The following is a 25636-nucleotide window of genomic DNA, read 5'->3' on the forward strand; positions in this document are numbered from 1 at the left end:
TTTCACGGGGATTTTATGCGCCGAATTGGGCAGAGGGTCAATCGACTGATGCTCTAGAATTCATCCTCAAGCGATTGTTGCCATGGTTTGACGAGATTGCCAAAGCGGGTGAACTGCCCTTCAAAACTCAACTCGACTGTGCCAATTGGCCCATGCCGTTGCTTTCCGATGACCACCTCGGCCTTGCCATGTAGGCGCTCCATCTCTTCTTGCCATTGGCCCATTTTGTCCAGCTCATGATCACCCGGTTTTTCGCGCTCTTTGTAATATTCCTCGCGGAACACAAACATCACCACATCCGCATCTTGCTCAATCGAGCCAGATTCGCGCAGATCGGACAATTGTGGCCGCTTGTCTTCACGGTTTTCCACCTGACGCGAGAGCTGTGAAAGGGCAACCACTGGAATATCAAGCTCTTTGGCGATGGCTTTGAGGCCCATAGTGATCTCGGAAATCTCATTCACCCGGTTTTCTGACCGTCCAGTGCCGCGGACCAGTTGAAGATAATCCACAAATAATGCGTCCAGCCCATGGGTTCGCTTCAAACGGCGTGCGCGGGCGGCCAGCTGGCTGATCGGCAGGGCCGGGGTATCATCAATGAACAAAGGCGCCGCCTCCAGCTCTTTGGCCGCATCGACAATTCGGCGAAACTCGCTTTCGGTAAAGTCGCCCCGGCGAATTTGATTTGAGGGGATTTCTGCCACCTCGGATAAAATACGCGATGCAAGCTGTTCGGCTGACATTTCTAGGCTGAAAAAGCCAACAACCCCGCCGTCGACCGCACCCTCTTCGCCAGAGGTGGTGATGCCCTTTTTATAGGCCCGTGCGATGTTGAAGGCGATATTGGTGGCCAGTGAGGTTTTGCCCATTGAGGGGCGGCCAGCCAAGATCAAAAGATCTGACCGATGCAGCCCGCCCAGTTTTTTGTCCATATCAATCAGCCCGGTCGACACGCCCGCAAGACCGCCTTCGCGTTGATAGGCGGCATTGGCGACTTTGACCGCATCGGTGACGGCGGTCAGAAAGGATTGAAAGCCTTGCTCAGTCTGGCCCTGCTCGGCCAAAGCATAGAGCTTTTGTTCGGCTTCAACGATTTGCTCTTTAGGTTCGCTTTGCACATCCACACGGGCCGCCTTCGCCGCGATATCATTGCCCACCTCGATCAACTCGCGGCGGATGGCCAGATCGTAGATCATTTCGGCATAATCGCGCACGGCAAAGGAGGATATTGCCGCGCCCGCGAGTCGCATCAAATAGGCGGGCCCGCCTAATTCTGCCAGCCCGGCATCATCTTCCAAAAAGGCCTTCAAAGTGACGGGGCTTGCCAGATTGTTTTTGGCAATACGCGCTGCGGCGGTCTCAAATATCCGCGCATGGACCGGGTCATAAAAATGCTCTGCCCGCAAAATCTGCGCGACGCGGTCGAATAGATCGTTGTTTGTGAGGATGGCGCCAAGCAATTGTTGCTCGGCCTCAATGGAATGCGGCACGCCAAGAGGGGCCACCTCATTTGCTGGGGGCTGCAGATTCGCAATCTCATTCATATCCGACTCCTCAATGCCTCACGCTTACTGCAAGTCAGGATGTTTGGCTATGTAGAACAGATCGGTGCACAACCTGTGGATAAACCTCAGATTGCGCGCTCATATGGCCATATTTCACGGTTCTGCGCTAGATATAGTGGTGCGAAATCACCGATATACTCTGCGCCATATCAAATCCGCCATCGGCCGTCAGCTTGTCCACATTTTGCCCACAGGTTTATACCGGAAAATGCTTATTTGGCGCGTGCCTCTTGCCACTCTTCTGGAGATTTCAGAAAGATTTCCACCTCGCGCAGGGTCTTGCTGTCAAATGTGCCCTGTGCACGGGCTTCCGCCAGCACATCCCACCAGGTGCACAGATGATGCAATGTCACCCCATGATCGCCCAAGGTTTTTTCAGTCTGAGGGAAAATCCCGTAATAGAAAATCACGGCCGTATGAGCGCAGGTTGCGCCCGTCTCACGAATGGCATCGACAAAGGAGATTTTGGATCCACCATCGGTGGTCAAATCCTCGACCAGCAAAACCCGTTGCCCTTCGGACATGGCCCCTTCGATGCGGGCATTTCGGCCGTAGCCTTTGGGTTTCTTGCGCACATAGGTCATCGGGAGCGCCATGCGCTCGGCCACCCAGGCGCCAAATGGGATGCCGGCGGTCTCACCGCCTGCCACATTGTCAAACGCTTCAAACCCGGCGTTGCGCATAACAGTAACGGTCAGAAAATCCATCAAAGTGCTGCGAATACGCGGGAAGGAAATCAGTTTGCGGCAATCAATATAGGTTGGAGAGGGCTTGCCGGAGGCCAAAACAAAGGGCTCATCTGCATTGAAATGCACAGCTTTAATTTCCAGCAGCATTCTGGCGGTCAACCGCGCGATTTCGCGTTGGTCGGGATAGCTTGTTGGTATCATGAGCAGGGCCCTTTGTTGCTATGCGCTCAGCTCGTCACGGTCCAGTGAAGATCAAAGCCAGGATTAAAGAGAGTGACCGGACCGGCGCCCGTGTCGATATGGGTGGCAAATTGTACCGGATCGCCCTTGGTTAGGGTGATCGTATCGGCATTTGGCGCCAGGCCGTAAAACTGCGGACCAAACAGCGCGGTGAAGCCTTCGAGCCGATCCAGCGCAGCGGCAGCCTCAAAAACCTCCGCCAAACACGACATGGTATTGGTGGCCGAAAACACACCCGCGCATCCGCAGGCGCTTTGCTTTGCGTCATCGGTGTGCGGGGCGCTGTCGGTGCCGAGAAAATAGCACGGATTGCCACTTGTGGCGGCCTCAAGTAGGGCCAGGCGATGGGTTTCACGTTTGGCCACGGGCAGGCAATAATAATGCGGCCTGATCCCACCGGCGAGAATATGATTGCGGTTGATGATCAGGTGATGGGTAGTAATCGTGGCGGCCAGCTGGCCCGGATCAGATTTGGCATAGGCCGCAGCCTCCGCAGTTGTGATATGCTCCATGACCACTTTAAGACCCGGCACCCGGCGGCGCAGGGGATCTAGAACCCGGTCAATGAACACGGCCTCGCGGTCAAAAATATCGATATCTGCATCGGTGACCTCGCCATGCACGCACATGGGCATGCCAATCTCGGCCATCTTTTCCAGCACCGGTTGCACCTTGTCAAAATCTGTCACGCCGCTGGCGGAATTTGTTGTCGCCCCGGCAGGATAGAGTTTGGCCGCCGTCACCAGTCCAGAAGCATGGGCCGCGGCCAGGTCCTCGGGGTCGGTTTGCTCGGTCAAATAGAGCGTCATCAGCGGCTGGAAATTTGAGCCAGCGGGCAGGGCGCCCAGAATGCGGCTGAGATAGGCCGCGGCTTGGGCGGCCGTCACCACCGGCGGAACCAGATTCGGCATGATAATGGCGCGTCCAAAATCGCGCGCAGTTTCTGGCGCCACGGCTGCCAGCATATCGCCATCGCGCAGGTGCACATGCCAATCATCGGGGCGGGTAAGAGTCAAACGATCTGTCATGGCTGCTGTTTAACCGGGCCGGCGGGGCGCTGCCAGTGCAAATTTGCCTCATAGGGCAGGCGTTTTCAATCCAGCGCCCGCCTCTTGTATAGCGCGGCGGCACGACACATGTTAACGGTTTGGAAACTCGTCACGAAAATAGGAGATGCGCCGATGTTGACCTTTGTCCTGTCTGTGATTGCAGGCTTCGCCACCCCTTTTGTTGAGCCATTTTTGACCAAATTGATCCAGCCGCGTTTGGATGAATTTCCGGTGCATGAGGGCGAATACCGCACGATTACCTTTGTATTGCTGCTGCTCGGCGTCGCCATCGCGGCGATTTCTTCGGGCGTTATGGTCTCGGCGTTCACGGTCTTATTCGGCGGGCTCTTGGGGCTTTTCGGGGTGCGCCTGTTCAAAGCGATCAAATCTTTGATCGACGGCGCCGAAAGAGATGCCCAGGATCGCTAGGCGCCAGCCGATCTATGCAATCGCTGCATAGCGGGATTGTGGTTTTTCGCAGTGCACAACCCTTTGGATCGTCCCTATCTACAGGTCAACGAAACACAGGAGTTTTTCAAATGGCAATTATCGTAGACGTCCCACAAGGCAACCGCATCGCCGCGGGTTTGAACCGTGTGTTGAGCGGCTTTCTCAACTTTCTGGTGTCGATCAGCACAGCGCAATCGCGGGTGCGTCAGATTGAATTTCTCTGCGCCCTGTCGGATGAAGAGTTGGCCCAACGCGGGTTGACCCGTCAAGACATCGTGCGCCACGTCTACCGCGACGCCTATTACATCTAAGACTCCGTGCCTCAGCCCTTGCCCCTCAGCTGGTCATTCCGCTTCTGATAGGCTTGCAACTTTGCGACCAAAATCTGTTATTTTGTACACATTAGGGTGACGAATCGTCACAAGTTTATGCTGTTCTAAACTGGCGAGATCACTTTTTGGGTTAAAAGCTAGATTACAAATGGCGTCGCGTGATTGTGGATCAATAATTTGTAAGCTTGAATAAGCTGGATCATCTTTGAATAAAGTTACTATTCCAATTCCGTCGTCGAGTTGCGCAAGCGCACCCAGGATCGCTTTGTCCATATAACTGAGCTGATGGAAAATGGCCGTTCTTAATAGGTCTTCGTCAATTGGGTCGACATCTTCCTCTTCGCGTGTGGATTGTAGCGCGTCCAGGTCCTGTTGCACCTGTTCTTTTTCGTCTTCGTTCAGCTGCGCTTCTTCAATTTTCGTTTTTCTTTCAATAGCATGATCGACAATCTCGTTTTCGATTTCAGCCTTCTTTTGCAACAATTCTGCCCTAAAATCCAATCGTTTGGAGCTTCGGTCTTCCGCGAGTCTGTCGGCATGTAATCTACTCTGATGTATCGCCTGCGCCCCGAGCCAGTCCATGACTAGGGAAATCCATGGCTTTGCTGCGGCAAACAAGAAACCCGCAATGACGGGACCGACAAAGAGGCTGCACCAACCCGTGTGGCTCTCGAAATAGGTAAATCGCGTGACAAGCGCGGTGTCGCTTGCGACGAGAAAAAGAAGCGGCTGCCAATTCCACAGCAGGAAGGCAATTAAGATGCTGCCGATCCAAGGGGTGCGCATCCGCTCTTGAAAGGCTTGCAGGCTTTGGGCAAAAAAATCCGTCATAATAACCAAGATCAAAAATGGGCAATATGCGGATGTTTAGAAATCTAGACGTATTTTGCAAGCTAGATTGTTGATATATCTGCCATAATGGTGAGTGCTGTTATATTGCGATGGTGAATGCGCCTGCCGGGGTGCAGGCAGGCGCAGCCCGGTGTGGCCACCGGGCAAAGTCATTTGGCTTGGCGGCTCGGGTATGCAGAGGTCTTTAATGGCGAAAAAAATCATCGACCCGCAGCCTTGCCGAGGGTGGTTTGCAGCTGCTGTCAGGGGAAAAGCAAAAACTCCCCGCCGGGGCGAGGAGTTTTCAAGTTTGTGCGCGCCGCCTTTGCGGTGGCGATAGCTCTTAAGTCAGGCTTGCGTCGATTGCTTTGCACGCGGCCACCAAGCCTTTGACTGCGTCGACGGATTTGTCGAACATCGCCTGCTCATCTTTGTTCATTTGAATGTCGATGATGCGCTCAACACCGCCGCCGCCGATGACGGTCGGCACGCCCACATACATGCCCTTTAGGCCCAAGGCGCCATCCACATAGGCCGCGCAGGGCAGGACACGCTTTTGATCGCGCAGATAGGCTTCGGCCATTTCAATGGCTGATGTGGCCGGTGCGTAATAGGCCGACCCGGTTTTGAGCAATCCGACGATTTCCGCGCCGCCATCACGGGTGCGCTGGATGATTGCGTCGAGCTTGTCTTGCGTGGTCCAGCCCATGCGCACGAGGTCGGGCAGGGGGATGCCGCCGACGGTGGAGTAGCGGGCCAAAGGCACCATCGTGTCGCCATGACCGCCCAGCACAAAGGCCGTGACGTCGCGCATGGAGACATTGAACTCAAGGCTCAAGAAGTGCCGGAACCGCGCGCTGTCGAGCACGCCCGCCATGCCGCAGACCATATTATGCGGCAGGCCAGAGAATTCGCGCAGCGCCCAGACCATCGCGTCGAGCGGGTTGGTGATGCAGATTACAAAGGCATTGGGCGCATGATCGCGGATGCCTTCCCCCACGGATTTCATCACTTTGAGGTTGATTCCGAGAAGGTCATCGCGGCTCATACCAGGTTTGCGCGGCACACCAGCCGTTACAATACAGACATCGGCGCCGGCAATATCGGCATAGGATTGCGTGCCTGACATGGCCGCATCAAAGCCTTCGGACGGGCCAGATTGTGCGATATCCAAGGCTTTGCCCTCGGGCATGCCTTCGGCAATATCGAACAACACAATGTCGCCCAGTTCTTTTAGGGCGGCCAAATGAGCCAATGTGCCACCGATCATACCGGAGCCAATGAGAGCAATTTTGGGTCGTGCCATGGGTATCTTCCTCAAATGTGAATTTGCAAGATCGGTTACACCCAAATGGGCGGCGTGCCAAGGGAACATCGTCGCAAACTTGCAGGGTGGCGAGGGTTCGCTTTCGGGCGATCGGGCATTTTTGCTGCAATGCGGCAAAATGCACTTGAATTTTAACTGCGATTGGTGGCAGTTATGCGCAACATTGTTGCGAGGCCAAAAATGACTCTACGTCCCTATCGTTCTGTTCTCTATATCCCCGGCAGCCGGGCGCGTGCGCTCGACAAAGCGCGAACCATGCCTGTGGATTCGATAATTTTCGACTTGGAAGACGCCGTGGCGCTGGAAGAAAAAGCCTCCGCTCGGGCAGTTTTGGTGGCGCATCTTTTGGAAGGGGGCTATGGGTCCCGCAGCCAAATCATTCGCATTAATGGGCTCGATACCCCCTGGGCTGCCGAGGACATCGCGGCGATTGCCGAAGTCCGACCCGAGGCGGTGTTATTGCCCAAGGTTGATAATGCCCAGATGATTGCCGAGCTGGGCGCGGTGATGGACCGGCATGAAGGCTTTGAGAACACCCAAATCTGGGCAATGATGGAAACTCCGCGCGGCATCTTGAATGCGGCCGAGATTGCCGATGCGCCGCGGATGGGGGGCATGGTGATGGGCACCAATGATCTGGCCAAGGATCTCAACACGAGATTTGATCCGGCGCGCGCGCCTTTGCTTGCCGCTTTAGGCCACTGTGTCTTGGCTGCAAAAGCGGCTGGAATTGTCATTGTGGACGGGGTCTATAATGCCTTTAAGGATGAGGCAGGTCTGCAAGTTGAGGCCTCTCAAGGGCGTGATATGGGATTTGACGGCAAAACCTTGATCCACCCGGCACAGGTGGCCATTGCCAATCGGGTCTTTGCGCCCATGGATGAGGAGATTGATCTGTCTGAGCGACAAATCGCAGCCTTTGAGGTGGCCACAGCGGAGGGGCTCGGCGTTGCGGTTGTGGATGGTAAGATAGTGGAGAATTTGCATATTGAAACGGCCCGGGCCACTTTGGCCAAGGCTGCAATGATTGCAACACTGGAGGGCCAGGCGTGAAGATTTACAGATTTTTGACCGACGACGATTCGTCTCAGTTTTGCCATAAAGTGACCGAAGCCCTGTCCAAAGGATGGGAGCTTTATGGCGATCCGACCTATGCCCATGATGCAACCGTTGGAGTCATGCGCTGCGGCCAGGCGGTCGTGAAGGAGATTGAAGGGGCGTATAGCCCTGAGATGAAACTGGGAGCGCAATAATGAAGACCAATGCAGGGTTGTTTTTTGAGGATTATTGTGTCGGACAGGTCATAGATCATGCAGTCCCGCGGACGGTGGGGGGCGGTGAACGCGCGCTCTATCATGCGCTTTATCCGGCGCGCCACGCGCTCTATTCCTCCGATAGTTTTGCGCAAAGCTGCGGCCTGCCTCAAAGCCCGCTGGATGATCTCATCGCGTTTCATGTGGTTTTTGGCAAAACGGTGCCGGATATCTCATTAAACGCCGTGGCCAATTTGGGCTATGCGGAGGCGCGCTGGCTGCGGCCTGTTTATCCCGGCGATACGCTGCGCGCGCGCTCTACCGTGATTGGTTTGAAGCAAAACTCAAGCGGCAAAACCGGCGTGGTTTGGGTGCGCAGTGAAGGGTTCAACCAGGCAGATGAGATGGTGATATCTTTCGTGCGTTGGGTCATGGTGCGCAAGAGGGACGAAGCGGCCCCTGCACCACAAACCGTTGTGCCGGAGCTTGAGAAGGCTGTGTTAGCATCGGAGTTGATCGTGCCCGATGGGTTGAGCTTTGCCGGATATGATACTGGTTTAGCAGGAAGTTCCTATCTCTATAGCGACTATAATATTGGCGAGGTGATCGACCACGTTGATGGGGTCACCCTGTCGGAAGCCGAGCATATGATGGCCACGCGCTTGTGGCAAAATACGGCGAAAGTCCATTTCGATGCCACCGCCCGGCCGGATGGTGCACGGTTGATTTACGGCGGGCATGTGATCTCCATGGCGCGGGCATTGTCCTTCAATGGCCTGGGCAATGTGCAAATGCTGGCGGCGATCAATGGGGGAGCCCATGCCAATCCATGTTTTGCGGGGGACACGCTGCGCGCTTGGAGTGAGGTGCTGGACAAGGCGGAAACTCGTGATCCCTCCGTTGGTGCGTTGCGTTTGCGGTTGGTGGCGCAGAAGGGTTCGACGCCCCATCTGCGCGGGGATGACGGAAAGTATCATAGCAATGTGTTGCTGGATCTCGACTATTGGGCCTTTATCCCGCGGTAAGCGTTTTGGAGGATCCTGTTTTGTGACCACAAAAATTTTTCGTGATCACAAAAGCCAAAAAATCGACTGTTAACGCCCAGACTGCGGTAATTTGCCCGTCAAAACTGTGGCCTTCGGGGCTTGATCATGGCATGAACGGGCTAACTCATGATTTAGACAGGCTGAGAAGGACATATTATGGCTGATGTAAATCGCGGCAATCGCCCGTTATCTCCTCATCTGACGATCTACCGTCCTCAAATGACTTCGATTTCTTCGATATTTGTGCGGATCACTGGCAACGCGCTTTTGGCCGCGACGCTATTATTGATCGCTTGGCTCTTGGCGGCATCCACCAGCGCGGCGGCCTTTGAATGGGTGCAGTGCGTGATCACAAGTTGGTTTGGCGATCTGGTGTTTCTTCTGTCCCTCTGGGCGCTTTGGTACCACATGCTTGGCGGGTTGCGCCATTTGATTTGGGACACCGGCCGCGGGTTGGAGTTGAAAACCGCCGAGCGTATGGGCTGGATGATGATCATCGGGTCGCTTCTGCTCACAGCTTTCACAGTAATATGGCTATAAGGAGCGCGCAGCATGGCTTTTTTGACTGATAGAAAACGTGCAAGCGGCCTTGGCGCCGCAAAAACCGGCACAGAGCATTTTTGGGGTATGACCATTTCCTCGGCGGCACTGCTCATCCTCGTGCCGCTTTTTGTCTTCACCGTGGGGCCCATGATTGGGCAAGATTATGAGGCGGTCACAGCCTATTTTGCCCGCCCATTCCCCGCATTGGTGGCGCTATTGACCTTTGTGGTGGCATTGCTGCATTTCAAAAACGGGGTGACCGTTTTGATTGAGGACTATGTGCATGGCCTTGCCCGCAAGGTCTGGATTATTATCATGACATGTGTGTCCTACGCGGCCATTGCTGCGGCTATTTTCGCCATCGCGCGCCTCGCCCTTTAAGTTTCGGAGACCATAACTATGGCTGCTTATGAATATGAAATCCATGATTTTGATGTTGTGGTGGTTGGGGCGGGAGGCGCTGGATTGCGCGCCACACTCGGCATGGCCGAACAGGGATTGCGCACGGCCTGTGTCACCAAAGTTTTCCCGACCCGGTCCCATACAGTGGCCGCTCAGGGAGGTATTGCGGCAAGTCTGGGCAACATGGGCCCCGACAGTTGGCAGTGGCATATGTATGACACGGTCAAAGGCTCGGACTGGCTTGGCGATACAGATGCCATGGAGTACCTCGCCAGAGAAGCCCCCAAGGCGGTCTATGAGCTGGAACATTACGGCGTGCCTTTTTCGCGCACTGAGGCTGGAAAAATCTATCAACGCCCCTTTGGTGGCCATACAACAGAATTTGGCGAAGGCCCGCCAGTGCAGCGCACCTGTGCCGCGGCCGACCGGACAGGTCATGCGATTTTGCATACGCTTTACGGCCAGTCTCTGAAAAATAACGCGGAATTCTACATCGAATATTTCGCCATTGACTTGGTGATGTCAGACGACGGTGTTTGCCAAGGGGTGGTGTGCTGGAAGCTTGACGATGGCACAATGCATGTGTTCAACGCCAAAACGGTCGTATTGGCCACAGGCGGCTATGGGCGTGCCTATTTCAGCGCCACTTCTGCGCATACCTGCACCGGAGATGGCGGCGGCATGGTCGCGCGGGCGGGTTTGCCGCTTCAAGATATGGAGTTCGTACAGTTCCATCCAACCGGCATATATGGCTCGGGCTGTTTGATCACCGAAGGCGCGCGCGGCGAGGGCGGATTTCTGAGCAATTCGCAAGATGAGCGTTTCATGGAGCGCTATGCGCCGAACTATAAGGATTTGGCGCCGCGCGATTATGTCTCGCGCTGTATGACGATGGAAATTCGCGAAGGGCGTGGTGTGGGGCCGGAGGGGGATCACATCTACCTCAACCTCAGTCATCTGCAGCCCGAAGCCCTGGCGGAGCGCCTGCCGGGGATTTCAGAATCTGCCAAGATTTTTGCAGGTGTTGACGTGACCAAAGAGCCCATCCCTGTTCTTCCGACGGTGCACTACAATATGGGCGGTATTCCAACGAATTTCTGGGGCGAAGTGTTGAACCCAACGGCCAAAGATCCCAATGCCACTGTGCCCGGTCTTATGGCCGTGGGCGAGGCGGGCTGTGCCTCCGTACATGGGGCCAACCGTTTGGGCTCAAACTCGCTGATAGATCTGGTGGTCTTCGGCCGCGCTGCCGCGATCCGTGCCGGCAAAACCGTCGATGCGGCCGCGCCAGCGGCGGCGATGAACATGGCTTCGGTGGACAAAGCCTTTGACCGCTTTGATGGGCTGCGCCATGCGGCGGGACATTTGCCCACCGCAGAGCTGCGGTTAGAAATGCAAAAAACCATGCAGGCGGATGCGGCGGTGTTCCGGACCTCGAAGACCTTGGCAGAGGGGGTCGATAAGATGACTACTGTGGCCGATAAAATGAGCGATATCAAAGTCACGGATCGCAGCCTGGTGTGGAATTCTGATCTTATGGAAACCCTGGAGCTCACCAATTTGATGCCCAACGCCATGGCGACCATTGTGGGGGCAGAAGCGCGCAAAGAAAGCCGCGGTGCGCATGCGCATGAGGATTTCACCGAGCGTGACGATGACAATTGGCGCGTGCATACCATCGCTCGGGTGGATGGATCAAAGGTTGATTTGAGCCACCGGCCGGTGATCACCGAAAGGCTGACCACCGAAGAAGAAGGCGGCATCTCGCTGGCGCAGATTGCACCGAAAGTGAGAACTTTCTGATGCGGCCGCTGGGGTGTTGTGCGGCGGTGGCTGTGGCCTTGATGGGCGGGGGCGCTCTGGCTGAGCTGTCCCAATCCCAACTTGCGGCTCTGTCGGTTCTATCCCCATTGGCGCAAGAACAGTTGGATCGAAAGAACGGGCAGGCGCTTGCGGAATGTATGGTTTTAGCCGCCGAGGCGGAGGAAGTATCCCGCATCGCCGCTTTTGCTGGCATGGCGCCCAGCCCGGTCATTATTGACCTGGCCAATGAAATTATCCAGCGCCCGGCGGTGCTGAGCTGTTTGACTGAAAAGCTGTCTTAGGGGATGCGGGTTTTGGCATATCACCCGATGAGACAGTTGACGTCGCTTGTTGATAGGCTGCACGGCGCTGTTTGCGTCTGCTCTGTGGAGAAATAATATGGTACAACTGACACTCCCGAAAAATTCCCGCATCACCCGCGGTAAGGTCTGGCCGAAACCGGAAGGGGCGAAAAACCTGCGGGTTTTCAAGATTTATCGCTGGAACCCGGATGATGGCAAAACCCCGCAGGTGGATACCTATTTCGTAGATATGGACACATGCGGCCCTATGGTTTTGGATGCTTTGATCAAGATCAAGAGTGAAATTGATCCGACCTTGACCTTTCGCCGGTCCTGCCGTGAGGGGATTTGTGGCTCCTGTGCAATGAATGTTGACGGGGTGAATACGCTGGCCTGTATCTATGGCATGGATGAGATCAAGGGGGATGTGAAGATCTATCCGCTGCCGCATATGCCGGTTGTAAAGGATCTGATCCCAGACTTGACGCATTTCTATGCCCAGCATGCCTCGATCATGCCCTGGCTTGAGACTAAAACCAACCGGCCTGCCAAAGAATGGTTGCAGTCGATCGAGGATCGCAAAAAGCTTGATGGGCTGTATGAATGTGTGATGTGCGCCTGCTGCTCGACCTCTTGCCCGTCCTATTGGTGGAATGGGGATCGCTATCTCGGCCCGGCGGCTTTGTTGCACGCCTATCGCTGGATTATTGACAGCCGCGATGAGGCCACGGGCGAGCGTTTGGACAATCTGGAAGACCCGTTCAAACTCTACCGCTGCCACACGATTATGAATTGCACCAAGACCTGTCCCAAAGGGCTCAATCCAGCCAAATCCATCGCCTCAATCAAAGAAATGATGGTCGAACGCCGGGTCTAGGCTGGGCATGCCTGGGTGAACTTTGAAGTGTGAACTGTCAAATTGTCCGGCATGGCCTTTGCTTCCGCGCAGGTCAGTGCCGTTAGGCAAATGCCGCCTCTAGGGCAATCTCTACCATGTCGCCGAAGCTGCGTTCCCGATCTTCGGAGGGCAGGGCCTCATGGGTGAGCAGGTGATCTGAGATGGTGCATACGGCCAAAGCGCGACGATTGTGGCGCGCCGCCAGATTGTACAGCTCCGCAGTTTCCATCTCGACAGCCAGAATCCCGTGGCGGGTCATTTGCTCGCTGAGATCTGGGCGTTCATCATAAAACACATCTGACGAATAAATTCCGCCCACATGGGCATCGATGCCGCGCCCGCGCGCAGAAGCGACAGCCGCCTCCAGCAGGCCATAATCGGCGCAGGGTGCAAAGTTGATCTCTTTGAACATGCCAAGGGATGGGGTGGAGAGGGTGGAGGCGGTCATGGCAATCACCACATCGCGCAGTTTGACCTTAGGGCTCATGCCACCGGCCGAGCCGATACGGATCAAAGTTTTGGCATCATAGTCTTTGATCAGCTCATTGACGTAGATAGACAGGCTCGGCATGCCCATGCCAGATCCCTGAATGGTGACAGGGTTGCCGCGCCAAAACCCCGTGAAACCCAACATACCGCGCACTTGGTTGACGCATTTCGCATCGTCCAAAAACGTCTCCGCCGCCCATTTTGCGCGCAGAGGATCCCCCGGCAAGAGTACAGTTTCCGCAATTTCGCCGGGTTGCGCACCAATATGAATGGTCATGATATCACCTCGAATATTTAATAAAGGGTGTTAGCGTGCCGATCCGGTCATAGAGCAAACGCGCATTTTCGTTGAAATCTTGGGTCATCCAATAAACGCTTGGCGTGCCATTGGCATCTGCGGCGGCGTAGACCGCCTCGATCAAAGCCCGGCCAATACCCTGCCCACGCACGGCCTCTTTGGCGTAAAGATCTTGCAGATAACAGACATCTTCCGCGCGCCAATTATGTGCGTGATAAATGTAATGGACAATGCCCACGGCCTCACCGTCTCGCTCGGCGACAAGCGCATTTTGCACCCGATTGGCCGGATTGATCAGCCGTGCGAAGGTCGTCTCATAGATCTCCGGCGCAACATCTGTGTCATAAAACGACAGGTAATCGCCCCACATCTGCCCCCAATCGGCCCGGTCCTCAGCCACAAGAGGGCGAATTTTCAGCGACATATGCGAGCTCCTTTGACGTTAAGCGGAATGTGCCCCGTCGGCGAGGGATTTGACAAAGGCCAAGACTTCCGCAGGGGATTTCCCTGCGCCAATTTCATCAACAATGGCAGAGCCCACAACAGCGCCATCGGCCACCGATGCGATGTCTCGCGCATTTTGCGGGGTGCGAATGCCAAAGCCAACAATGATCGGTAAATCCGTGGCCGCTTTGATGCGCGCGACTTCCGGTCCCACATTGCTGGCCTGCGCGGCCGCCGCGCCCGTGATGCCATTGATTGAGACATAGTAGACAAAGCCGGAGGTGTTGGTGAGGACTTTGGGCAAGCGCTTGTCATCTGTGGTCGGTGTGGCCAGGCGAATAAAATTCAAGCCGGCCTTTTGAGCGGGAATGCACAACTCGCTGTCCTCTTCAGGCGGCAGATCGACCACAATCATCCCATCGATCCCGGCCTCTTTGGCCTCGGCTAGAAAACGCGTCACCCCGCGTGAATAGATCGGGTTGTAATAGCCCATCAACACGATCGGCGTCGTGTCATCGGTTTCGCGAAAGTCTCTGACCATTTGCAGGGTCTTGTCCAAGGTCATTCCGGCTTCAAGTGCGCGCTGCCCGGCCAATTGAATGGTGGGGCCATCGGCCATTGGATCGGTAAAGGGCAGGCCCAATTCAATGATATCAACCCCAGCAGCCGGCAGGCCCTTCACCACTTCCAAAGCGCTGTCATAGCTCGGATCTCCAGCCATAACATAGGTCACAAAAGCCTTTTTTCCGGCGGCTTTGAGGTCTGCAAATTTTGCGTCGATCCGTGTCATATCTGGCCCTTCATATTGCTTATGTTCTGACATGCCGCAAAGGCGGGTCAAGTTCAATATGCTTTGACCCAGCGCCGCTCATTCTGTGACATTTGCCGCGCCCTGCTCAAAGCGCAGTTCTGCTTGCTCTGATTGAGCCGCGCAGATATGAGCGGTTTGAAAAATGAAGGAGTGCATCATGGGTTTTCGAATGGGTATCGTTGGCTTGCCAAATGTTGGCAAATCCACCTTGTTTAACGCGCTGACCAAAACCGCCTCAGCGCAGGCGGCGAATTTTCCATTTTGTACCATCGAGCCCAATGTGGGCGAGGTTAACGTGCCAGACGCGCGCCTGGCCAATCTGGCACAGATTGCAAATTCAGCGAACATCATTCCGGCCCGTATGACCTTCGTAGACATCGCAGGCCTCGTTAAAGGCGCAAGCCAAGGTGAGGGGCTCGGCAATCAATTTCTGGCCAATATCCGTGAGACGGATGCAATTGCCCATGTGGTACGTTGCTTTGAAGATGGTGATGTGGTGCATGTCTCGGATCATGTGGATCCCATTGCAGATGCCGATACCATCGACACAGAGCTTATGCTGGCGGATATGGAAAGCGTCGAGAAGAGACTGCAAAACATTGTGCGCAAAGTGCGCGGTGGCGACAAGGAAGCGGTGCAGCAAGAGCGCTTGCTGCGGGCCGCTTTGGCCGCCTTGGAACAAGGTAAGCCCGCCCGCACGGTTGAGGTCGACCCAGAAGATGCCAAGCAATGGAAAATGCTACAACTGCTCAGCACAAAGCCGATCCTCTATGTCTGCAACGTGGGCGAGTCTGATGCGGCCTCTGGCAACAGCTATTCAGACGCTGTGGCGAAGATGGCCGCAGAGCAGGGCAACAGCCATGTCATCATCTCTGCGCAGATCGAGGAGGAAATTAGCCAGCTGGACGATGAAGAGGCTGAGATGTTCCTGAGCGAAATGGGGCTTGAGGAAGCTGGACTTGATCGCTTGATTCGCGCGGGCTACGCGCTTTTGGCGCTGGAGACTTATTTCACAGTTGGTCCCAAAGAGGCGCGCGCTTGGACCATCAAACAGGGCACAACTGCACCCCAGGCCGCGGGCGTTATTCATGGTGATTTTGAGCGGGGGTTCATTCGTGCTGAGACCATCGCCTACGATGATTTTGCAGCCCTAGGCGGAGAGGCCGCTGCGAAAGAGGCCGGGAAAATGCGTGCAGAGGGGAAATCCTATGTGGTGCAAGACGGTGACGTGTTGCATTTCCTGTTCAACACCTAGGGTCGGCGAAACGGTTCAGCCGTTTGGCTGGGGAGGAGGCGCAATGGCGCTCAAACTCATCATTGATACAGACCCCGGCATTGATGATGCCATGGCGATCCTTTATGCCATCGCCGCCCCGGAGATTGATCTTCTGGGTCTGACGACGGTGTTTGGCAATGTGACCACCCCCAAAGCCACGCGCAATGCGCTGTATTTGCTGGAACAGGCGGGGATCGAGATCCCTGTGGCCGAAGGGCTGCACCGCCCTCGTATACTTCCTCCCTTTCCGCCAACCTCTGCGGTGCATGGGGCGGAGGGCTTTGGAACGCTCGCCGTGCCCACGCCCCAGCGCCGCGCGCTGGTTGAGACTGCGCCTGAGTATCTGGTGCGGATGGCACGGGCGCATCAAGGGGAGCTGTTGCTCTGTCCCATTGGTCCTTTGACAAATATTGCCGCGGCCATGGAGCTCGATCCGTCTTTTTGCTCGAATCTCAAAGGCATGGTTGTCATGGGTGGCAGTCTGCGGGCAGGGGGGAATATCACCCCAGCGGCCGAGGCCAATTTCTATCATGACCCCCATGCGGCCGATTTCGTGCTGCGTTATGGGTGCAATATGACACTGGTGGGTCTGGATGTGACCAACCGTGTGATCTGCCCGCGCAGCTTCTTTGTGCGCTTGGCGTCCGAAAGTCCGAAGATGGGCGGGCTTTTGCACGATATGGCCGAGTTTTACATCGATTTTTACGAGACCGTTGGCAAATTTGCCGGATGCGGCATGCATGATCCATCGGCGCTGGTGGCCTGCATCGCGCCCGAGTTGTTCACCACCGAGCCACATGCTTTGCGCGTAACCTTGAGCGGAGACCGCTCCGGCGAAATGATCACAGTGGCCAATTCGACTGCCCAAGCGGTGAATGTCTGCACGGATGTACAAGCCGAGGCGGTGAAGCAAAATTTTTTCAAGAATGTGGCGAAACTTAGCTAAATCCTCCTTGTCCCCAGCCCAACTCCCCGCTAAACGGGTCAACGGAGACGTGGCCGAGTGGACGAAGGCGCTCCCCTGCTAAGGGAGTAGGCCCGGAAGGGTCTCGAGGGTTCGAATCCCTTCGTCTCCGCCACCACCCCCGCTATGCTGTAATTTCCATATAAATAAGGTTTTTATTGCGTGACGTAGAATTTATTACCACCTACGTTTACCACCTACGCAGACCACCCACACGGTCTTGATGCGACAAATGTAGTTAAATCGCTTTATCATATGAACGCGTCAGCCAGCCCAGCGCCCTAAGTCTAATACCCTTGCTTGTTTGGGATAACTCCTCTGTGTTTGCGGCGTGATCGTGGGTAGGGTGCTAGTGTGGGTACTACAAATCTCTATTCCCCTGAGAGATGGGAGGATAGTTATTTAGGTGGTAGCTTCTAGTGTATCTGCTATGTTTTCTTTTTATTTGTGATAGGGTGTTGTCAGGAATATCTTTGTTAGAATACTCAGATAAAACGCTCAAATGGCACATGGTATCAAATATGCTTTCCAAACCAACAACCGAAGGCCTTACACCTGCAAGCAGTTTCTCCAAGGAACCTAGACAACGTCGATCACTATTACATGATGGCATAGCTATCCAAGGCGATTGGCAAAGTGACGGTACAGTAGAGTTTGGCGGGAGGATTACAGGCGATTTAACTGTAGATGTACTCGTAGTGACAGGTACAGGCAATGTGGATGGTAACGTGCGAGCAAGGTCTGTCACAGTAGAAGGCTATTTGAACGGCACTATAGCTGCTGTGGAAGTGGCGCTTGGTTCAACAGCGGTTGTCAGAGGTGAAGTGGTTGCAGAGAAAATACGAATAGATTTTGGGGCAAATGTCGAGGGTCGTTTATTAGCTACTGGTAAGCCAGCAACTGATAGCTTTCTGACCCAAGATAAAGCCTCTGATGCAGCCACTGAAATTAACGATAGTTTACCATTAACCCCAAGGTTGCTTTAGGCGGCCCCTGCGTCTGGTCTTTGGCAAAGAAGACTGGCGGGTGGATTGAATAGGTTCCACTTTTCCAATCATGGCTTCTAAAGCGGCTACTCGGTTTGCGGTACTAGGGTGGGTTGAGAATAGCTTATCGTGCGCGTGAGCGTGGAGTGGGTTAATGATAAACATATGCGCTGTTGACGGGTTTCTCTCGGCCCCATGATTGTCGATTTTGGAAGCGAAACCCTGAATGGACTTGAGTGCGGATGCTAACCATAAAGGATTTCCACAAATCTCAGCGCCAACTCTGTCAGCGACATATTCCCTGCTACGGCTTATAGCCATTTGGATCAACGAAGCAGCCAAAGGAGCTAGGATCATCATCGCTATTAAACCAATGAATCCCATCTTATTGTTCCTGCGCCCACCAAAGAACATTGCAAAGTTAGCCAACATCGAAATGGCACCGGCAAAAGTTGCTGCAACAACCATGATGGTGGTATCTCTGTTCTTAATATGGGCTAGTTCATGGGCCATTACTGCTGCTATTTCGTTCTGATTTAGCCTTTTTAAAAGTCCTGTAGTTGCAGCGACTGCGGCGTTTTCAGGGTTACGGCCAGTTGCAAACGCATTAGGCTGGTCACTTTGTATCTCGTAAACCTTCGGCATTGGTAGCTGCGCATTGAGCGATAGATTGGCTACCATTTCATATAGAGGATGCTCCTGGGGAACCTTCTTAGCTCCGTACATCCGAAGAACCATCTTGTCTGAATTGTACCAAGCGAACAGATTCATCATTATGGCCAGTATGATAGCTATTAGGAGACCCTCAAAGCCGCCGAGCATAATACCTGCAAAGCCGAACAAGGCAGTCATAGCAGCCATAAGCATTGCGGTTTTTATCATGATAGGGCCTTTAATTGGGTCAACTGGTTAGCAAATATGTAATTTAACTGAGTATTCAATGATAGAGTTTGGTTTAAATGATTTCGCTTGTTTATCAAACTCCGTGACTTAACTGAATGATAATTAAGTGATCGGTAAAGCGAGGAAATTAGATGAGACTGATAGTTTGCCTAATAATGGTTCTGCCCCTGATTGGCTGTGGCATCGCACAGCGGAGAGAGATCACCATTTTACAAGCGTTAGTGAAAAGGCTTGCTATACGCCCTCGCTACTCTCAAGTAATAGAACCAGTAGTTATTAAGACATAAGTTATGTAGCCAGTTTTAAATCAATAAAGAAATACCACTATTGGTAATTAATTAAAGTTTCTGCGAGGGTAGTCGTTGATATATGTACGACGTTTCATATTTCCCCCGACAGACACTAGCCCTGCCATGAATACGGCAGGGTTTTTCTGTATGGTGCGCTTGTGAGCAACAATGGGCGGCTTAAGCTGGAAGCTGACTAAAGGTCACTGGTTGGAACGCAGCACTAGCGGCTTGTGCTTTATCTGCTGCATCAAAATCAGCTTTAACTTGTGCAACCATAGCTGCTGTGAAGGAACCACGAGTGTATCCCCAGTCATTCAACTGATGGTCAGAAAGGTAAGCGGCTGTACGGTTTGCGGCACTTGAGGCTTGGGCTAACATGATCGCTCTGTAGATTTTAGTAAGCATTTTAATCTCCTTGGTTTCATAAGAGCGTCTATCCAAGGTTATTAACTTTCACATCATACAATGTGGTATTCCCGTTATGCATTAAGCACAGGGCTACTCAACAGGGTCGTTTTCGTACCCACCTCCACGGCTTTATCCACCCATCCCATTGAATAACAATAGTTAACAACCCCAATGCTATCATTGTCGTTCTATCGAGAGGGTAGAGCCAATTATGTGACCCATTAGCTTGCGAAGCATTATCAGGGGTTTAGCACTTGGCTTCTTCGTTGGCTTTAATTTCCACTGAGGGGGTACTTTCATGAACCCTGATTTGATTAAAATACGTCTGTAGCTGCTTGAAAAATCGAGAGGTGTCGCCGCGCAATGTCGGTGTCATATGGGCTATAGCCACCTCCGATTACTGTGGCTATTGGTGTGTTACGGTTCTTAAAGTACTCTAAAACAGCACAGTCCCGTTTCAAGATGCCCTCTAGCGTTAAATCCAAATTCCCGAGTTGGTCACCGAAAAATACGTCTACACCAGCATCGTACAAAACAATGTCAGGCGTAAAATCTTTGGAGATGTATTTTAAAGTACTGTGCAACTTATCTAGATAGGCGGTGTCTTCCAAGTGGCTATTGAGTGCTACATCGAGGGTGCCTTTACGCTTTTGGAATGGAAAGTTTTGCTCACAATGCAGCGAACAAGTATATATGCCCTTCTTACCATCGCATATGTCAATGGTTCCATCACCTTGATGTACGTCTAAGTCTAAGATCAAGACCTTTTCTACTAAACCATGTTCTATCAAATTCAAAGCAGTAAAAGCCAAGTCATTGAAAACACAAAAGCCTAATCCATTAGAATAATGTGCATGATGCGTTCCCCCTGCGGCATGACAGCCAACGCCTTCTTCTAGAGCCTTTAGTGCTGTGGTTAAAGTGCCGTTCAAAGCCAAAAAGCTGCGTTTGACCAGTTGGCTGTCTATCGGCAGGTTGATATGCCGTACTTCCTCCTTTGACAAAGTTTGTTGTACAACACGTTGAACGTAATCAGTGGCATGGGTTCGTAAAACATCTCGATAGCGAACTGGTGAAGAATGGTAGAAATGTAACCTTTGGTTAAAATCACTCTGTTTTAGTTGGCTTACTAACTTAGAGAACTTTGTCCCATTAAAACGATGACCCTCTGGCACATTTATGTCGTAAGTATCGTTATAAAGGACTGGAATTTGTATCACTGCAAAACCTGCTATTAATTATTAGTATACAGTAAACTTTAGCAGTGTTAGCTGTTGCTGTCGTGAATTTTTGGCAATTACCTTGCGTGGCTCAATGCCTAGAGATCATCGAGAGGAGTTTTCAATGAGAAGTCGTGTCATCATCTGGGTTATGTTCTACGCTTGCACACTTGTGGCTGCCGGTGGGGCAATATGGTTTGTCAGAGACTTAAATGCCAACAAATGGATCGCACCGAGTTTTGCGCCTCCTGCGTGGTTATTTGGGCCAGTCTGGACAACACTTTACCTACTAATCGCTTCCAGTGCTTATAGACTAAGCTACAGAAAGAACTGTGACTCAAAGAGTATAGCACTGGGGTTGTGGGCTTTGCAGATGTGTCTAAACACTCTTTGGACGCCAGTATTCTTTGGAGCTTTTGACTTGAAGGGTGCGTTTGCCATAATCGTATTATTATGGCTTACAATTACTGCGTATATCGTGATCAGCTTTCGGATCGATAGGGTATCAAGCTATTTGTTTTTGCCTTATTGGGCGTGGGTTAGCTTCGCCACAGCATTGAACTATGCATATATTCTCGCCAACTAACGTTACGACCTAAGTATAACCTAGTCTCACTAGGTCAGGCTCAAATGCGTCACCCGTTTGAGACCATTTAAAACCCTCTTTTAGCATCAATCCGTCTCAATAGCTTGCCTCAGTTCTGAGACAGTGGTAGTCTCACTAGGTATATAGAATCGTATGAGTCCACAGGAGTGCAAGATGCTTATCGGATATGCCAGAACGAGTACCACAGACCAACAAGCAGGGTTTGATGCACAGCTAGTCGAGTTAGAAGCGTACGGCTGTGAACGTACGTTCAAAGAGCAGGTATCAGCCGTAGCCTCAAGGGGTGAACTCGACAGAGCTATTGATATGCTCGGAAAGGGTGACAAGCTGGTCGTCACTAAACTTGATCGTCTGGCTCGTAATGTGATGCACATGGGTGAGCTACTACAGCAGATAGAAGCCAAGGGTGCTGGACTAGTTATTTTGTCCCTAGGCAGTGAAACTGTTGATACTACGACAGCCACAGGCAAGCTGATCCTTAATATGATGGTATCTGTCGCACAGTTTGAACGTGAGATGATGAAAGAACGTCAGGTCGAAGGCATCAAGAGAGCTAAGGCTGAGGGTAAGTACAAAGGGCGAGTTCCGACAGCTATGCGACAGGCCGACAAGGTTAAGGCATTGGTTGAAGCTGGTGTGCAGCGTGTGCAGGTTCAGGAGCAGCTTGGGATTAGCAAGGCGTCTTACTATAGATGCTTGAATGGGTAATGAGATTGGATACCTGAGCTTGCTAATTACGAGCTTGAACCAACGCCTTCTGGATCAAAGCATCTTTCAATAAACGCTTAAGTTTGTCGTTGAGACGATCATTATTCTGCAAGGCCATAAGCTCATCTTGGGTTAAGCTGTAAGGATCATCCTCTAGCTTCATGCGAAGGCCCATGTCGTTCCAGACTGATGTGATAATTATGCGCTCATGATCTGTCATACTCAGAATAACGACAGGATAAGGCGCGATGTTAGCAGGTAGCTGAGTTTGTCAGCCAAGTACTGCGGTATGTCACCAGACGCACCACCCAAGGCTCTAGCTAGGTTCCTGACTGAACGCGAGGTACAGACGCCTTCTGGACGTTCTACGGTATGGCAAGCGACAACCGTACAGCGCATGAAAGCACGTTGGAGCAACCAAGTGGATTGACGGACACAACTTCATAAACCAACGCTATCGTGCTTGTACGAGGCTCTCCGTGAGGCTGTGGGGAACCCTTAGATTCACAACCAAACGAATTGGGTCGGCCCGTTTTGTGGACAGGAATCCTAGGTAAAGATTTACTTGTTACAGCGTGCGGAGTTAGGCTTTCAGGAACATCTATTAAACTGAGAAGATCGGAAATATGATATGCCTGATGCAAATAAGCCTGAGTTCGCTAAACAATCCTTCAAAGGCTTCGTGATGAGAATTATGATGATGATAGATATGTTCAAGAAGAAGAGCGACTATTAGGATCATATTACGGGACGGCTTACTAAGTAAGTCTTAATTCACGGGCAACTCACAATATGTCGTCAATACGAGCAAAAGGAGAAAGCTATGAAGACTATTACGGCATCTTTGTTTACTCTTTTACTGCTCCTCACAAATGGTAGCGCAATGGCTGATAACCTCATCAAAACAGGACAATGGGCTTATTTGGCAGACACAGTTATGGGTGGTATTTCTGAGGGAACTGCACAGTTTGAAGATCAAGGAACATCACAAGTCATTCGGCTGAGCGGTGAAGTTTCTACAGCCAATAATGGTGGTTTTATTCAGGTTCGGTCACCAGTGGTATGGGAGGCAGCGAAGGGAAAAACAGGTATCAAACTGATGGTTAAAGGTAACGGTGATCTTTATTATTTACACATCAGGAGTACCAACACTCGCTTACCTTGGCACTATTATCAGCAAAGTTTTCAAACAAACGGCTCATGGAATGAGGTAAGGCTTCCGTTTGAGGCTTTTGTAAAGTCGTCATCCCTTTTGAGAACTACACTCAACCAAAGCAAGATTAAAACTATAGGTATTGTCGCATACGGTAAGGATTATACTGCTGATGTATCGGTGAAGAGTTTGGAGTTTTACTGATTGGATAACCTCATGAACCCAGCCAACGCACATCAGCAGCGTTGCCCTAGATGCCAGTCACCTCTGAACACCGTTGTTGTGCATGGGCATGAGCAGTGTGTCATCTGTAAGTCTAACATCTTTGAGTGCTGCTCAGGGGATACGTGTGATACAGATCATAACTTGGCTGTTGGATATAAGAGAGAGTGAGGATGCACGTATCAGTTACCGGCCTTAAAACTAACAACCTATACTCCTCTATGAAGTTTTGGCTTCTTACAATCCCTGCATTTAGAGAGGCACAAAAGGCGGAAGGTATATTGCTGTGTGAGAACAAAAGCAGGAATGGCTATCAACATACGCTTACTGTTTGGAAAACAAAGGCACACATGCTGGCATACCTCAGATCGCCAAAACACATGAAAGCCATGAGAGCTTTTCCATCAATAGCCATTGGCAGATTGCTGAGCTACGAAAGTGACGCCGTGCCTAGTTGGGATGAAGCAATGCTAAAGTGGGAGCGAGAAGCACGAAATGGTTGAACCACATACAGCCGCTTAACCTTGGGGCTGATGCATTTGAATGAACCTACGTCATCATGCGTGTAAGAGCCTCTGTGTGAGCCTGTAGGGAACCCTTAGATTCACAACCAAACGAATTGGGTTGGCCTGTTTTGCTGGTGGGAATCCAAGGTAAAAATTTGGTTTGCGGATGGGTTGGTTCTTTGGCAAAAAAAAGCGGTTAGATGGAGGAGACGTTTCAAAGTGGAAATTATAGCAATAATTATTGGGGTCATAGCTTTAGTCGTAGCAGTAAAGCGAAACGATGAAACCCAGTACAAAATACGCTTATTGGAGCAAGAGATAAATAAGATAGCGGAACTAGTCGCTGATCTATCCAAAAATAATGAAAAGGATGCAGACGATTGAGAGTCGCAATAGGCCCTCCCTAGGTTTTTGAGACTGCACAGCGTAAAGGTGCTTTGTGGACATTGCAGCAGACCACAGTCGTATTATGTTTGACAACATCGTGGAGGGCAGGAAATGCGATCAATTTATGTAATTCTTATTGTGTTATTATCGACAAACGCCAATGCGCAAATGCGAGAATCGCACCTCAAAACACTTTTATCCATTTGTGAGACTGCTCAATCCAATAACGATCCTGGTACGATTAAAAATATTGCTACTCAGATCAAAAACGAGCCGTTGCACTCGGATAAAGTGCTGGCGTTCAAAATGAAAAAGTGTCTGTCCGCAGCATTTGGTGTTGAGATAGTAAAAGTGGATAGTGACGGTTTAGTTAAATCGATCACAGAAAAGATGTCAGCTATTAAAAGTGATTGTAAACTACTTTTAGAAAATGCTCCAAATATTGCATTAAACAACAAGATATGCAGACGAGTCTTTCTAACAGAAAACTCGGGTCTATGACCAAACTCAGGACCATCCCAGATCACACCCTGAGCATCACCTGCGGCCTCTGTAAGCACCATACCATGCTAGAAGTAGAAAACCTTATAGCTGTCGTTGGAGGCGACACCACAGCCCACGAGGTACGTCAGAGGGCCAGATGCCATAACTGTGGCGTGAAGGGTAACAACACGTATCAGATCAAACTGAGGGGCTGGAGAGTTAGCGTCAAGCATGGCCCATGCAAGAATAATTCAAAGATGGGCCACGCAGTAGTTGTCGCCATGGCTCACGTGTTAGCGGTACTCCACGCTCCAAAATTCTTGGCGGATACGGTGACTTCATAGCCAATAAACTCAATATCTCCATTAACCCAGCCATCATGGCCCGGAGCGAAGGTGTATGCATCACCCGCATGTACGGTTATTTCAGACCCGTCATCGTGTGCAACAGTCATTGAACCTTGAATTACAACGCCAACATGCGCTGCTTGACAGCTATGACCACCCACCAAAGGTTTGACGCACTCTGACCATTTCCAGCCCGGTTGCAGCACTAATTTGGTGGCCGTCGCCACACCTAAGTCAACCGAAGCTGAATGTGTTTTGTCCGGCTCTTTCAAAACATCGGGATTGGTGAATGACTTACTTGCTAAGGATTTTGACATTACTGTTCTCCAAACTTTCTATTGATGTGATTATCGTGAGGCAACTTTTAGTGAAAATCTATATCAAATTCGGGAGTGGTTTTTGCC

At 51.9% G+C, this 25636-nt stretch carries 30 protein-coding genes and 1 tRNA gene; 18 read left to right on the forward strand and 13 right to left on the reverse strand.

Annotated features, from left to right (window positions below; all coding sequences use genetic code 11):
- Positions 1 to 53: 53 nt before the first annotated feature.
- From RCA23_RS07110 to pyrC, 3 genes are all read right to left on the reverse strand, one after another.
- Positions 54 to 1544 (reverse strand): replicative DNA helicase, encoded by a 1491-nt coding sequence (locus tag RCA23_RS07110; RefSeq protein ID WP_044049725.1) that lies wholly within the window; start codon positions 1542 to 1544, stop codon positions 54 to 56.
- Between the two features lie 233 nt (positions 1545 to 1777).
- Positions 1778 to 2455, reverse strand: coding sequence for an orotate phosphoribosyltransferase (locus tag RCA23_RS07115; protein ID WP_044049726.1), 678 nt, complete (start codon positions 2453 to 2455; stop codon positions 1778 to 1780).
- 26 nt (positions 2456 to 2481) lie between these two features.
- Complete coding sequence (gene pyrC, locus RCA23_RS07120) at positions 2482 to 3522, reverse strand: dihydroorotase (protein WP_044049727.1); 1041 nt, start codon at positions 3520 to 3522, stop codon at positions 2482 to 2484.
- A 108-nt stretch (positions 3523 to 3630) separates the two neighbouring features.
- Between pyrC and RCA23_RS07125 the strand changes: the two genes are divergently transcribed.
- Entirely contained in the window at positions 3631 to 3972 is a 342-nt protein-coding gene (locus RCA23_RS07125) for a hypothetical protein (RefSeq protein WP_169701365.1), read from the forward strand.
- A gap of 110 nt (positions 3973 to 4082) precedes the next feature.
- Positions 4083 to 4304 carry a DUF1127 domain-containing protein gene (locus RCA23_RS07130; protein WP_044049729.1) on the forward strand — a complete coding sequence of 74 codons (222 nt, stop codon included), beginning with the start codon at positions 4083 to 4085 and terminating at the stop codon, positions 4302 to 4304.
- A 33-nt stretch (positions 4305 to 4337) separates the two neighbouring features.
- On the opposite strand, the gene RCA23_RS07135 is transcribed toward RCA23_RS07130, so the two are convergent.
- Positions 4338 to 5156, reverse strand: a complete 819-nt coding sequence (locus RCA23_RS07135) for a hypothetical protein (protein WP_044049730.1) — start codon at positions 5154 to 5156, stop codon at positions 4338 to 4340.
- A gap of 343 nt (positions 5157 to 5499) precedes the next feature.
- Entirely contained in the window at positions 5500 to 6462 is a 963-nt protein-coding gene (gene mdh, locus RCA23_RS07140) for a malate dehydrogenase (protein ID WP_044049731.1), read from the reverse strand.
- Between the two features lie 201 nt (positions 6463 to 6663).
- On the opposite strand from mdh, the gene RCA23_RS07150 reads away from it, so the two are divergent.
- The 8 genes from RCA23_RS07150 (at position 6664) to RCA23_RS07185 (ending at position 12709) form a co-directional block, all read left to right on the forward strand.
- Entirely contained in the window at positions 6664 to 7536 is an 873-nt protein-coding gene (locus RCA23_RS07150; protein ID WP_044049733.1) for an aldolase/citrate lyase family protein, read from the forward strand.
- Positions 7533 to 7736, forward strand: coding sequence for a DUF1737 domain-containing protein (locus RCA23_RS07155; protein WP_044049734.1), 204 nt, complete (start codon positions 7533 to 7535; stop codon positions 7734 to 7736). The genes RCA23_RS07150 and RCA23_RS07155 overlap by 4 nt, the downstream gene beginning before the upstream one ends.
- Complete coding sequence (locus tag RCA23_RS07160) at positions 7733 to 8761, forward strand: hotdog family protein (protein WP_044049735.1); 1029 nt, start codon at positions 7733 to 7735, stop codon at positions 8759 to 8761. Before RCA23_RS07155 ends, RCA23_RS07160 begins: the two co-directional genes overlap by 4 nt.
- A 177-nt stretch (positions 8762 to 8938) precedes the next feature.
- On the forward strand, positions 8939 to 9322 hold the full coding sequence (sdhC, locus tag RCA23_RS07165; protein WP_044049736.1) for a succinate dehydrogenase, cytochrome b556 subunit: 384 nt from the start codon (positions 8939 to 8941) through the stop codon (positions 9320 to 9322).
- A gap of 12 nt (positions 9323 to 9334) precedes the next feature.
- Positions 9335 to 9706 carry a succinate dehydrogenase, hydrophobic membrane anchor protein gene (gene sdhD / locus RCA23_RS07170; protein ID WP_044049737.1) on the forward strand — a complete coding sequence of 124 codons (372 nt, stop codon included), beginning with the start codon at positions 9335 to 9337 and terminating at the stop codon, positions 9704 to 9706.
- Between the two features lie 18 nt (positions 9707 to 9724).
- Positions 9725 to 11530 carry a succinate dehydrogenase flavoprotein subunit gene (sdhA, locus tag RCA23_RS07175; protein WP_044049738.1) on the forward strand — a complete coding sequence of 602 codons (1806 nt, stop codon included), beginning with the start codon at positions 9725 to 9727 and terminating at the stop codon, positions 11528 to 11530.
- On the forward strand, positions 11530 to 11832 hold the full coding sequence (locus tag RCA23_RS07180; RefSeq protein WP_044049739.1) for a hypothetical protein: 303 nt from the start codon (positions 11530 to 11532) through the stop codon (positions 11830 to 11832). The genes sdhA and RCA23_RS07180 overlap by 1 nt, the downstream gene beginning before the upstream one ends.
- 97 nt (positions 11833 to 11929) lie before the next feature.
- Complete coding sequence (locus tag RCA23_RS07185) at positions 11930 to 12709, forward strand: succinate dehydrogenase iron-sulfur subunit (protein ID WP_044049740.1); 780 nt, start codon at positions 11930 to 11932, stop codon at positions 12707 to 12709.
- Between the two features lie 82 nt (positions 12710 to 12791).
- Here RCA23_RS07185 and deoD read toward each other — a convergent pair whose 3' ends face one another.
- Genes deoD through trpA form a run of 3 tightly spaced genes read right to left on the reverse strand, consistent with a single transcriptional unit; the run spans position 12792 to position 14751 of the window.
- Positions 12792 to 13496, reverse strand: coding sequence for a purine-nucleoside phosphorylase (gene deoD, locus RCA23_RS07190; protein WP_044049741.1), 705 nt, complete (start codon positions 13494 to 13496; stop codon positions 12792 to 12794).
- Between the two features lie 4 nt (positions 13497 to 13500).
- Positions 13501 to 13941, reverse strand: a complete 441-nt coding sequence (locus RCA23_RS07195) for a GNAT family N-acetyltransferase (RefSeq protein ID WP_044049742.1) — start codon at positions 13939 to 13941, stop codon at positions 13501 to 13503.
- 18 nt (positions 13942 to 13959) lie between these two features.
- Positions 13960 to 14751 carry a tryptophan synthase subunit alpha gene (gene trpA / locus RCA23_RS07200; RefSeq protein ID WP_044051375.1) on the reverse strand — a complete coding sequence of 264 codons (792 nt, stop codon included), beginning with the start codon at positions 14749 to 14751 and terminating at the stop codon, positions 13960 to 13962.
- A gap of 178 nt (positions 14752 to 14929) precedes the next feature.
- Here trpA and ychF point away from each other — a divergent pair, with 178 nt between their 5' ends.
- From ychF to RCA23_RS16255, 4 genes are all read left to right on the forward strand, one after another.
- The gene (gene ychF / locus RCA23_RS07205) at positions 14930 to 16027 is read left to right on the forward strand and encodes a redox-regulated ATPase YchF (RefSeq protein ID WP_044049743.1); all 1098 of its coding nucleotides are present in this window, start codon (positions 14930 to 14932) and stop codon (positions 16025 to 16027) included.
- Between the two features lie 43 nt (positions 16028 to 16070).
- On the forward strand, positions 16071 to 16994 hold the full coding sequence (locus RCA23_RS07210; RefSeq protein WP_044049744.1) for a nucleoside hydrolase: 924 nt from the start codon (positions 16071 to 16073) through the stop codon (positions 16992 to 16994).
- Between the two features lie 43 nt (positions 16995 to 17037).
- Positions 17038 to 17127 (forward strand) — tRNA-Ser (locus RCA23_RS07215).
- Between the two features lie 358 nt (positions 17128 to 17485).
- On the forward strand, positions 17486 to 17998 hold the full coding sequence (locus RCA23_RS16255) for a bactofilin family protein (protein WP_236631411.1): 513 nt from the start codon (positions 17486 to 17488) through the stop codon (positions 17996 to 17998).
- Here RCA23_RS16255 and htpX read toward each other — a convergent pair.
- From htpX to RCA23_RS07230, 3 genes are all read right to left on the reverse strand, one after another.
- A complete protein-coding gene (gene htpX, locus RCA23_RS07220) occupies positions 17978 to 18880 on the reverse strand; it encodes a zinc metalloprotease HtpX (RefSeq protein WP_044049745.1) in 903 nt (300 codons plus the stop codon). The genes RCA23_RS16255 and htpX overlap by 21 nt on opposite strands.
- A gap of 488 nt (positions 18881 to 19368) precedes the next feature.
- The gene (locus tag RCA23_RS07225; protein ID WP_044049746.1) at positions 19369 to 19596 is read right to left on the reverse strand and encodes a hypothetical protein; all 228 of its coding nucleotides are present in this window, start codon (positions 19594 to 19596) and stop codon (positions 19369 to 19371) included.
- Positions 19597 to 19913: 317 nt separating this feature from the next.
- A complete protein-coding gene (locus tag RCA23_RS07230) occupies positions 19914 to 20819 on the reverse strand; it encodes a histone deacetylase family protein (RefSeq protein WP_044049747.1) in 906 nt (301 codons plus the stop codon).
- Between the two features lie 151 nt (positions 20820 to 20970).
- On the opposite strand from RCA23_RS07230, the gene RCA23_RS17005 reads away from it, so the two are divergent.
- On the forward strand, positions 20971 to 21405 hold the full coding sequence (locus tag RCA23_RS17005; RefSeq protein WP_044051376.1) for a TspO/MBR family protein: 435 nt from the start codon (positions 20971 to 20973) through the stop codon (positions 21403 to 21405).
- Between the two features lie 174 nt (positions 21406 to 21579).
- Positions 21580 to 22134 (forward strand): recombinase family protein, encoded by a 555-nt coding sequence (locus tag RCA23_RS07240; RefSeq protein WP_044049748.1) that lies wholly within the window; start codon positions 21580 to 21582, stop codon positions 22132 to 22134.
- Between the two features lie 22 nt (positions 22135 to 22156).
- Here the strand turns inward: RCA23_RS07240 and RCA23_RS16490 are convergent, their stop codons facing one another.
- On the reverse strand, positions 22157 to 22297 hold the full coding sequence (locus RCA23_RS16490; RefSeq protein WP_169701360.1) for a hypothetical protein: 141 nt from the start codon (positions 22295 to 22297) through the stop codon (positions 22157 to 22159).
- A gap of 660 nt (positions 22298 to 22957) precedes the next feature.
- Here RCA23_RS16490 and RCA23_RS07245 point away from each other — a divergent pair.
- Together RCA23_RS07245 and RCA23_RS07260 are read left to right on the forward strand one after the other, a co-directional pair.
- The gene (locus tag RCA23_RS07245) at positions 22958 to 23491 is read left to right on the forward strand and encodes a CIA30 family protein (protein ID WP_044049749.1); all 534 of its coding nucleotides are present in this window, start codon (positions 22958 to 22960) and stop codon (positions 23489 to 23491) included.
- A gap of 1022 nt (positions 23492 to 24513) precedes the next feature.
- The gene (locus tag RCA23_RS07260) at positions 24514 to 24903 is read left to right on the forward strand and encodes a hypothetical protein (RefSeq protein WP_044049752.1); all 390 of its coding nucleotides are present in this window, start codon (positions 24514 to 24516) and stop codon (positions 24901 to 24903) included.
- Positions 24904 to 25171: 268 nt separating this feature from the next.
- On the opposite strand, the gene RCA23_RS07265 is transcribed toward RCA23_RS07260, so the two are convergent.
- Positions 25172 to 25549: a cupin domain-containing protein gene (locus RCA23_RS07265; RefSeq protein ID WP_044049753.1), complete on the reverse strand. Its 378-nt coding sequence runs from the start codon at positions 25547 to 25549 to the stop codon at positions 25172 to 25174.
- Positions 25550 to 25636: the final 87 nt, after the last annotated feature.

This window comes from Planktomarina temperata RCA23 (genome assembly GCF_000738435.1).
In the GTDB taxonomy this organism is placed as follows: Bacteria; Pseudomonadota; Alphaproteobacteria; order Rhodobacterales; family Rhodobacteraceae; genus Planktomarina; species Planktomarina temperata.